Annotated in this window: 11 protein-coding genes and 1 pseudogene; 4 read left to right on the top strand and 8 right to left on the bottom strand. The window is 75.0% G+C overall.

Annotation, left to right across the window (positions count from 1 at the left end):
- Positions 1-95 precede the first annotated feature (95 nt).
- Together ACFY07_RS24535 and ACFY07_RS24530 are read right to left on the bottom strand one after the other, a co-directional pair.
- Positions 96-1,202 carry a hypothetical protein gene (locus ACFY07_RS24535; protein ID WP_390871669.1) on the bottom strand — a complete coding sequence of 369 codons (1,107 nt, stop codon included), beginning with the start codon at positions 1,200-1,202 and terminating at the stop codon, positions 96-98.
- Between the two features lie 125 nt (positions 1,203-1,327).
- Complete coding sequence (locus ACFY07_RS24530; protein WP_390871668.1) at positions 1,328-1,516, bottom strand: hypothetical protein; 189 nt, start codon at positions 1,514-1,516, stop codon at positions 1,328-1,330.
- A 50-nt stretch (positions 1,517-1,566) separates the two neighbouring features.
- Here ACFY07_RS24530 and ACFY07_RS24525 point away from each other — a divergent pair, with 50 nt between their 5' ends.
- On the top strand, positions 1,567-1,701 hold the full coding sequence (locus ACFY07_RS24525; RefSeq protein ID WP_390871667.1) for a hypothetical protein: 135 nt from the start codon (positions 1,567-1,569) through the stop codon (positions 1,699-1,701).
- A gap of 63 nt (positions 1,702-1,764) precedes the next feature.
- Here ACFY07_RS24525 and ACFY07_RS24520 read toward each other — a convergent pair whose 3' ends face one another.
- Positions 1,765-2,433, bottom strand: a complete 669-nt coding sequence (locus ACFY07_RS24520; protein WP_390871666.1) for a hypothetical protein — start codon at positions 2,431-2,433, stop codon at positions 1,765-1,767.
- Between the two features lie 336 nt (positions 2,434-2,769).
- Between ACFY07_RS24520 and ACFY07_RS24515 the strand changes: the two genes are divergently transcribed.
- Positions 2,770-3,168, top strand: a complete 399-nt coding sequence (locus ACFY07_RS24515) for a hypothetical protein (protein WP_390871665.1) — start codon at positions 2,770-2,772, stop codon at positions 3,166-3,168.
- Between the two features lie 283 nt (positions 3,169-3,451).
- Here ACFY07_RS24515 and ACFY07_RS24510 read toward each other — a convergent pair whose 3' ends face one another.
- From ACFY07_RS24510 to ACFY07_RS24495, 4 genes are all read right to left on the bottom strand, one after another.
- On the bottom strand, positions 3,452-4,525 hold the full coding sequence (locus ACFY07_RS24510) for a hypothetical protein (RefSeq protein ID WP_390871663.1): 1,074 nt from the start codon (positions 4,523-4,525) through the stop codon (positions 3,452-3,454).
- A 252-nt stretch (positions 4,526-4,777) separates the two neighbouring features.
- The gene (locus ACFY07_RS24505) at positions 4,778-5,065 is read right to left on the bottom strand and encodes a hypothetical protein (RefSeq protein WP_390871661.1); all 288 of its coding nucleotides are present in this window, start codon (positions 5,063-5,065) and stop codon (positions 4,778-4,780) included.
- 9 nt (positions 5,066-5,074) lie between these two features.
- Positions 5,075-5,233 (bottom strand): hypothetical protein, encoded by a 159-nt coding sequence (locus ACFY07_RS24500; protein WP_390871659.1) that lies wholly within the window; start codon positions 5,231-5,233, stop codon positions 5,075-5,077.
- A 414-nt stretch (positions 5,234-5,647) separates the two neighbouring features.
- Positions 5,648-6,166 carry a hypothetical protein gene (locus tag ACFY07_RS24495; RefSeq protein ID WP_390871657.1) on the bottom strand — a complete coding sequence of 173 codons (519 nt, stop codon included), beginning with the start codon at positions 6,164-6,166 and terminating at the stop codon, positions 5,648-5,650.
- 390 nt (positions 6,167-6,556) lie between these two features.
- On the opposite strand from ACFY07_RS24495, the pseudogene ACFY07_RS24490 reads away from it, so the two are divergent.
- Positions 6,557-6,829 (top strand): annotated as a pseudogene (locus tag ACFY07_RS24490) (hypothetical protein); the annotation flags it as partial.
- A 53-nt stretch (positions 6,830-6,882) separates the two neighbouring features.
- On the opposite strand, the gene ACFY07_RS24485 reads toward ACFY07_RS24490, so the two are convergent.
- Complete coding sequence (locus ACFY07_RS24485; RefSeq protein WP_390871655.1) at positions 6,883-7,545, bottom strand: pyridoxamine 5'-phosphate oxidase family protein; 663 nt, start codon at positions 7,543-7,545, stop codon at positions 6,883-6,885.
- 397 nt (positions 7,546-7,942) lie between these two features.
- Here ACFY07_RS24485 and ACFY07_RS24480 point away from each other — a divergent pair, with 397 nt between their 5' ends.
- Entirely contained in the window at positions 7,943-8,533 is a 591-nt protein-coding gene (locus tag ACFY07_RS24480) for a CGNR zinc finger domain-containing protein (RefSeq protein ID WP_390871654.1), read from the top strand.
- Positions 8,534-8,925: the final 392 nt, after the last annotated feature.

Raw genomic sequence — 8,925 nt, 5'->3', positions numbered from 1 at the left:
AACACCGACCCCAAGCCCTACGTCTGGACCAGGACAGCCGACGAGATCCTCGAACGCCTCGCCGGATATCTGAAGCGAATTCCTGACTCAGGACACTAGAAGAGGCTGGTCGTCCTGTCTTCCGCGAGGCTCTCGAGGATCGTGCGGAGCCACGGACGGCGAACGGCCGGCAGTCGGACCAGGGTGTTCTGGAACGTTCCCCAGTCGGCCCGGAAGAGAGAGGCGGGGCGCGGCGGGGGCGGGTCGTCGCGCAGGACGTCGTGGGGGAGGCGGCCTGTTGCGGGGCGGGGCGGGCCCGGTTGGGGGAAGGCCATCCGGAGCCACACTCCCAGCGGCAGTGGCACCGGGCATGCCGATGCCGCCGGGCCTGCGGGAGCCCAGGTCCGGCCCGTCCGGGGGTGGACGGGTACGAGGAGGATGTCCGCGTCTGCGTCAGGGGCGGGCAGGCCCGGCCCGGCCAGGACGGCACGCCGCTGCGGCGGTCCCGCGGGCAGCAGCGTGTCGAGAGCGCGTCGGAACACGTCCGCGGCCAGGCCGTCCGGGACCGTCACCGGGCGCCCGTGGGAGGCCGCCAGCAGGTGGGCGAGCGCTCGGCCGGCTGCCGCCTCCCACCGCGGACTCCACGACCAGAAGTGGCCCGTCCCGGACCTCGACCCCCAGGTGGCGATCGGCTCGAGCGGGGGCGTGCTCTCCCCCTCCTCCACCAGTTCCTCCCAGGAGAGTGGTGCGGTGCCGGCGTCGCCGGCGGGGAGGCGGCGCACGGCGTCCGGGGCGAGCCACACCGCCTGCCACGCGGAGCAGTCGTCGATCCTGCTCGCCACGGGCAGGCCGCAGGCTGCGCAGGCCATGGTGGGGCCGTCGCTCCCGTCGAGGCCGCAGCAGGAACCGCCCTGTCTCCCGGAAATCATCCGGGTGCCGCGGACGTCCCCGGGCGCGATCACGACGGCGCCCGGGGCGCCGTCGGACAGGGCGTGGACCGGCGCGTGGATGCCGCGGGCCTCCGCCTCCCCCGGGTCGAGCTCCTGCCAGGGCCGCCACGGCGGACCCCAGGGCTCCGGGTCCACCGCGAACGTGCCCGACTCCATGAGCACGGGGAGCTGGATTCCGTTCCCGTACTGCTGGTGGGCGTGGACCGGCAGGGCGACCTGGGACAACGGGGTGGTCAGCTCGGCGTCGCACCGGGCACAGACGAAAAGGAACAACGGTCCTCCGGGCAGGTAACAGCCGCATCGTCGCATCCCGGGGACGCCCGGTCCACGCGGTTTCCCGTCGGCCTCCGGGCCGTGCCCGCGACGGTCGTGGGGCGCGACCGCGACGCCCGAGGGCGTCAGCCGGGCGGCGGGAGGACTCGGCGGCCCTCGGCCCCGGGGGACAGCCGCGGATGGGTGGCGGCGATCCGTGCAAGGCGGGCGAAGTGCCAGGGCTGGAGCTGTCCGGCGTGCGCCACCCGGACCGGCTCCGCGTGCTCGGCGGGTACGGGGTCGGCGCCCATGTCCGGCGTCGGGGCGTGCAGCATCAAGCTCTCTCTCCGATGGCGGCGGTCAGCGGTGGGGAGCCGTCCGGAGTGTGCAGGCGGACACGGCGCCCCGGACGAGGCTTGAACCGCCCCGGGCCAAGCTCACGGCCCCCTCCGCGCAGCGGCTCGCCGTGGCCGCGCAGACCATGTCCGTCACCGAGTGGCAGCGCACCTGCCTGCGCTGACGGCTCCCTCCGGGCCCGGACCCGGGCCCGCACGGGCGCGGGCCCCGGAGCGGAGCCGTGCCGTCAGGGCGCCGGCTGCTCCTGGACGAGGTGGCCCAGGGCCCGGGCCCGAGCGGCGACGGCGGCGAAGTCCGCCGTCGCGGAGAGCGCCGCCACCGTCCGGCGGTCGAGCGGGGCGCCCGCCAGGAGAGCCGCGACGGCGTCCCGGCCGCAGGGCCGCTCGTAGGAGTCCTCGGCGAAGGCCACGTAGGCCTCCGGGCTGCCGTCGGCGAGGAGGTCGAAGAGCCGGTCGGCGCCGTCCGTCTCGCCGGGCGCGAACGCGACCGGCCCGCACCGCCACCGGGTGGCGCCCGTCTCGCGCCACGCGCAGACCGTCGCGTCGAAGAAGCCGTCGAACTGGAACTCCGGCGCCTGCGGGTACGGCGCGAGCGCGGCGGGCAGGCCGTCGAGCAGCCCGGGCCAGTGGGCCCGGGGCTCCTCGCGCCACGGGGTGGCGTCGCTCTCGTGGTCGAACCCGTAGAGGAACACCCCGGCCGGGTCGAAGACGACCGCGTACTGGTCGCCCGAACCGTTGTCCATCGACGCCAGGTCGACCCCCGGGCGCCAGTCGACGGCGAACCCGTGCATGGGCTCGCCGTCGTCGAGGATCGTGTCGAGCAGCGCGACCGCCCGACAGCGGGCCCGCAGGACGGCGGGGTCGGGCAGCAGGCGGACCAGGTCGTGAACGGACATGACGCCCATCGAACACCACCCCGCCGACAGCCGGCCGCGCTCCGCCGATCGGTCGGCCGTCGCCGGCTCGTACGGCCGGTGCGCTCGCGCCGGGAGAAGGAGATCGGCGGGCGCCACAGGCGGCGCGCTCTCGGCCCTTGGGGGATGGCCGAAGAGCTCCGAGGACCACAGGGCAGTGCTCACTGCTCCCTGTGGTCGGCACGTTCGGAGGAAGTGCGCTTCGCCGGTCTCCCCCGTCCGTGCGGATTCCGCCCTCGGTGGCGTCACCGGGGTGGCATCCTGCCAGGACGCCCCGGGGCGGAGGCTCCGCACGGCGACCGGAGACGAGGGGGACGCATGCAGGACTGGCTGTACATCCTGGACCCGACTGTCGCGACCATGGACGGCCGGCCGTCCAGCAGGAAGCAGGTGCGCCTGTGCGCGGAGACCGCGCCACGCGCCGAGTGGTGGCTGACCAGGCGGCGGCTGATGTCGCCCGGCGACCGTCTGTGGATCTACTTCTCCGCCCCGGAGAAGGTGGTGGCCGCGATGGCCGATGTGACCGGCGAACCCTACGAGGTGCCCGATGACACCGAGCGGCCGTGGCGGGTCCGGGCCGTCCTGCACCGGGAGGCGACACTGGCCCTGGACCGGGATCCCGTCCCGCTCGCGGCGCTGACGAACCGGCATCCGCAGGGAGTGACCCGGGTCAAGGAGGCCGACCTCGAGCTGCTGATGAGACACGCACGACTGTGACCGTCGGGCGTCACGATGCCGCAGCACGCGGCACCGGTCCGGCCTCCGGCATGCGCGGCACCGGCTCTGGTGGCGCCCGCATCCGTCTCGTCGTCGGCCGCCCCGGCCCCCACACGGGGCAGGTGCGTGCGGCCCTGCTCGCGGGAACCGACAGGAGATGTCCGCAGGTTGCGGCACCAGTCGGCACGCTCCTGGTCCGGCAGAGGGGGCCGGGCGCGGGCTGCGACGTCCGGCCGCGGCAGCAGCCGTGCGGCGGCCTGGCTCACCGGGCCCGGGGCGCCCGTCAGGTCCCTGCGCCGGAGGAGGTGCGGGCGAACCAGGTCCGTGTCTCGTCGGCGGACAGGACTCCGGTCAGTTCGGCCGTGCCCGGGAGCAGCGGGAAGAACCGGTCGGCGTTCCAGCTGCGCCGGTAGATCGGCTTGTCCAGGACGAGCAGGCGGCGTCCCTCCACCACGGGGATGTCGGCGGGCAGCCCCTCGTTCCAGATGCGACCGCCGTCGGGGGCGAGGAGTTCGAAGGCCCCGGTCGCGACGGTCCCGGTGCGTCCCCGGGCGGGCTGCGGGTCCGTGGCGAGGCGGACGCTCTCCGCCGAGGGCGCGGGGCCGGGCACGTGGCCGCCGCCGACGAGGACGTGGGCGAGGAGCGTGTGCAGCTGGAAGTTGTCGCCGATGCCGCCGATGCGCACCTCGAACCCGGTGCCGGTGGGCCGGTGCAGCACCACCAGGGGCTCGTCGTCCAGGACCGCCAGGGCGTGGGCCAGGCACGTGAGGTCGTGGCGCCGCAGGGCGGCCAGGTCGCGGCAGGCGGGGAGGAGCGCGGATCCGTGCCGACGGCGCACCTCGGCGCTGCGGCACAGCACGGCCAGCGCGGGCGGCTGCCACTCCTCGGCCGAGCGCCAGGCCAGCGCCAGCCGCGCGGCCTCGGGCGCGTCGCAGCCCAGGCGGGCAGGAAGCGCGTCGCCGACGATCCTCTCGTCGGGCTTCGGCAGTGCGTCACCGGTCTCGCCGGCGGCGGTCCAGCGGCGGGCGAACTCCAAGGCGTCGAGCAGGTCCCGGTGGACGCCGCCGAGGATCGGCCCCGCGCAGGCCGTGGGGTCGGCCCCGCGCTCGACGCAGAAGCCGGCCGCCGTCGCCAGCACGGGGCGCGGGCCGGTGGCCGGGAAGGCGGGGAGCAGCGCGGCCAGGCGGGGACCCGTCGGGGCGAGTTCGGCGTCCGCCGCCGACTTCAGGCGCTTCATCGTGGCCTTGAAGGCCCGCTCGGTGCGGGCGCCGTCGCGGGCGGCGACGGCCTGCTCCAGCGCGGACACCGCGGCGTTCAGGCCCGAGGCCGCCTGCCTCCTCTTGAAGATCACCGGCATACCTTAGGCCCGAGGGCGGTCCGGCGTCACCGGGCCGGACCGTTCGAAGCCCGCCGGGCAGCTCGGCGCAGGTGCGGGTCGTGGCGGGGCGGGGCGGGGCGGGGCGGGGCGGGGCAGTGTGAGCCGGTACCGGCGGCGGGACCGCTGAACCCGGACAGCGGGGACCCACCGGAAACCCGTACCGGCCCGGTGAAGGGTGGTACGGGGAGGTGGGCGACGCGGCCCCGGCAGGCTCGGACGCGGCGGGCGGGGTCAGCCGAGGCGGTGACGGGCGGATACCGGTCCGCCGCGGGTGCGGCGGCGGGGACCGGTGGAGCGGGCGAGCTGCCGCTCCGGACGCGGTCGCGGGGCGTCCAGGCGCGCCTGCAGCTCGGCGAGGAGCGCGGCCGACAGGCGGGAGCCGTCGAGGTGGCCGCGGCCGAGTGCCTGGCAGTGGGAGCAGTGCGTGGGGGATGCCTCCAGGCCGAGGGTGTCGTACCGCATGTCCTCCGGAGGCAGGTAGGAGGCGGCGCAGGCCTGGCAGAGGTGGATGGTGCGCATGAGGGTCTCCTACCCGGTGACGGAGCCCCGCCCACCGCACCGCCCGCAGGGGGCGGTGACCTGGCGCTGCTCGCTGGTGGTGGTGCCGTCGGGCCGGGTGACGATCTCGTACCTGGTCTGGGTGGTGGCTCCGCTGCCGCTGCAGGAGGTGCACCGCTGCTCGGCCATGCGCTCCCTCCTCCGGCGGTGGTGTCTGGGTCGACGGTAGCGCCGCGCGGGAGTCCGGCGCGGGGATTGCCGGGATTCGAGGGCGGGAGGTGCGGCGCGCCTCCGGCTTCGGCGCCGGAGGTGCGCCGCCGCTGCTCCGGTGGCAGCCCCTGGCGCCCATGCGCGAGGACGCGGCATGCCGCTGATGCCGTACCGCGGCGGGAGGCGCCCATGCCGGGTACGGGTGTCGGCCGCCTGTCGGGGACCGGGGTGACCGTGGGGAGGTCGCCGCTGTCGGGGCTGGGGCATCACCGCGGGGCGGGGAGCATGAGGTGCAGCGGCCGGTGGGGACTCCCCGCCGACGGCCGCTTCACCTCCCGGTGGTGGCCACGTCGATTACCCCCCGGCAGCCGAGGGGCGTACGCAGCGTGAGCGTCAGCGCCGGCCGGACATACCCCACCACGGCAGGATCGGCGGCAGGTCGCCCAGCCCCCGACCGGGCCGCTTCGGCATCGGGGACTCGCCGTCGTCCCCGTCCCAGCGCCGACCGTACTGGTCCGGCAAGCTCCCCCACCCCCAGTAAGGCGCAGGGCGGTCGGGCACCTCCCCGAGCTCGCCGACGGGGTCGATGCGCTTCTCCGCCACCGTGCACAGGTGAGCCCAGTCGTCGCCCATGTCGAAGACGTAGGCGAACTGCTCACCGGGCTGCAGTCTGCTGAGCTGGGTCACCTCGCCGTCCACCGTGCCGTCCGGGGCTTCGCCGCCCCACCACTCCAGGCGGCTGACCCCGGTGCCGTCGGCGAGCGTGAACATGTGCAGGTGATCCAGGTCCCAACGGCCGAAGGCGAGGTCCACGGCCTCGGCGAGCTGAGCGAAGGAGTGCGACCGGGCGGCAGCGAGGACACGGCCCGGCCGGGGCCACAGGTCGACGCCACGCCCTGACACCAGCTCCACGCGGACGGACAACCACGTACGTGCCACAGCCCGGTTCCCCTCATCGATCAGCCCCAGAGGACGGCACAGAGGCTACCGGGTGTGGCCGCAGAGCGGGGAACCGAACGGACGTCCGCGGGGACGGTCTGACGGCCGCCGACAGGTGCGGGCGGTGAAGACCACCTCCGCGCGTGTGCCCCGGCCGGGTGGACCGGCCCACGGCGTCACGGTTGCGCCGTCCCGGCCGGAGCGGCGGTCGTCGACCAGGACGCCTGCCCGTCCGTCGGGGGCGATGATCTCGACGGTGCCGGGCGCGGCAGCCTCACGACGTCAGCGGGCTTCCGTCAACGGCCGGACGGCGTCCCGGCACGACGTCGGCATCACCGGGACGCGCCCGTTGCCGACGAGGCGGTGCCGGTGCTGGACGGGACCGGTGACGGGGAGTCATCCACGGACGCGGTGGGCGCCGCGCGTCGGTACTCCGCCCCCGGTTTTCGGCCAGGAGGCGCCCCCGGCGCCCTGGGCGGGATCGGTCTGTGCCGGGTCGCCGTCCGTCCGACCCACGCCAGCCGCGCCGGGCTCGCCCTGCTCGACCGGGCCCTGTACCTGCCCGGGGACCGGGCCGCCGACGACGAGCGCCGCGGGCCGACCGGCGTCCCCGACGACCTCGCGTCCGCCGCCAGGCTCCGGCCTGCTGCCGCGATGACCGGGCGGGCCCGCGAGGCCGGGCTGCCGGGTCAGTGGCCGGGGTTGACGCCGGTATCGCGGAGGTCGGCGGAACGCGCGGCCAGTCGGGCGCGCAGGGCCTGGTTCTCGGAGCGCAGTCGTGCGAGTTCTTCGCGGACCGGGTCCAGGGTCTGCTGAAGTTCGGCTGCGGTGTAGCGGGGGGTGATGTGCTGCGGGCAGTTCCAGTCGTAGGCGTGCAGGTGCACGAGGGAGAGCCGCTGCACGACGGACCGGGTGTCGGCGGGGGTGAGCCGGGCCGCGAGGTCGGGGTGCTCGCCGGGGTCGAGGAACCGGATGCTGCCGAAGATCTTCAGACGCTGCCGGTGTGCGTAGTCCATGAGGAACAGGGAGGCGCGGGAGTCGGCGGCCAGGTTGCCCTGACTGATGTACTGGCGGTTTCCGCGCAATTCGGCCCAGGCGAGGGTGGTTTCGTCCAGGACGTGCAGGAATCCCGGCGGTCCGCCGCGGTACTGCACGTACGGCCATCCGGTGCTGCTCGTCGTGGCGAGGTAGAAGCCGTCCCGCTCAGCAGCGAACTGTGCCTCCTCCGGGCCGAGGACGTCGTTGCCGAAGTCCGCTTCCTCGAAGCGCTGCATGGCGGTGCGGCTGCCGTGAGCCTGCTGCACCTGCCTGACCTCGTCGGTGAAGGCGATCCGGGCGTAGTGCTGAGGCATGCTTGCTCCTGTTTCTCGTGCAGGTCGGCGGTGAGGGCGCCGGCCGGCTGCCTGCCGGCCGCCTGGCCGCCGTGGCACGGGGCCGGTTCAGGACGCGTCCGGGGAAGGCACGGACATGTCCGGTGATGACGTCGGTCCGGCGCTCGAGGGGAGGCGGCCGACGTCGGGGAGGTCGATCCTCGGGTCGGACAGGGTGGGGCGGGGCGGCAGGATTCGACGCCGGCGGGGGGATTCACGCCGCAGGCCCCGGTCGCACAGGCATGCCCGGCTGCCGGCACGAGATGTCGACGCCCCGCCAAGGTAACCCCTTCAGTAGCTTTCTCCGGTTACGCAGGCCAGGAAAGCACACCCCTGCTAACCTGTCAATCGAGCTTTAGGGGTTAGTTGAGGAGGTGCCGTGATCGACACGCAGCAGGAAGCTGACGGCGAGGCGCTTCGGCGCACGCTGGAAGCCCGGGGATGGCCGGCGCGCCCTCTGACGGGTGAACCGCCGGCCGTGGACGCCCTGAACACCCGATGGCTCACGGGCACGGATTCCTACGATCTGCTCGACGACGACGAACTCACCCGGGCCTGGCTGGACCAGCACGGACTCCACCGCCCGGACGCAGCCCTTCCCGACGTCCGCCGCCGGCTGCGGGAGGCCCGGTCGGTCCTGGCGGCCACCGTCGCCGACGCGGGAGACCTGACCGCCGTGAACGGGCTCCTCGACCACGGACGGATCAAGCTGTCCCTCACCCTCCACGGGCAGACCGAGACAGCCGAGGTCGGCGATCCCGCCCGCCACGCGGCGTTCGTGTGCGCACGGGACTTCGCGCGTCTCATCACCGACGCACCCGGCCGGGTCCGCAAGTGCGCCAACCCGCCCTGCCCCCTGCACTTCACCGACACCTCACGCAAGGGCGAACGGCGCTGGTGCTCCATGAGCCTCTGCGGGAACCGGGCCAAGGCCCAACGCCACCGCGACCGTCTCCAGGGATCGATGTAGCGGCCGCTCGCCTCGGCACACCCGCACCACCGGCCGCCCGCACGCGGCGCCCGGAAGCCGGGCCGAGGCTCACCCGTCACCGGCAACGACCGGCCCGATGCGGGGCTCGGCCCCGGGTGTCCTCACACGACGCGCCCAGAGGGCGGCGCCCGCGACGTCATGACCCGTCGCCCCGGCAGGCCACCCGCCGGTGAGCGCGATTCCGATCGTGGACCCTTGGCCGTTCGGCAGCGGGGAGGGGCGGAGGCGACGGCGGCCCCCTCCGAGCAAGGGCTGTGCGGTCGGCGGCAGCGACGGAGGGGTCTCTTCGCCAGGTTGCCGGTGGACGGCGTCACCACCGGGGACGCCGTCACCACCGTCCGGAAATGCGGCCCGGCACCCCCGGGGTCCGG

The organism is Streptomyces sp. NPDC001380 (genome assembly GCF_042895785.1).
GTDB lineage: Bacteria > Actinomycetota > Actinomycetes > Streptomycetales > Streptomycetaceae > Peterkaempfera.
This window is presented reverse-complemented; position numbering and strand designations above follow the sequence as displayed.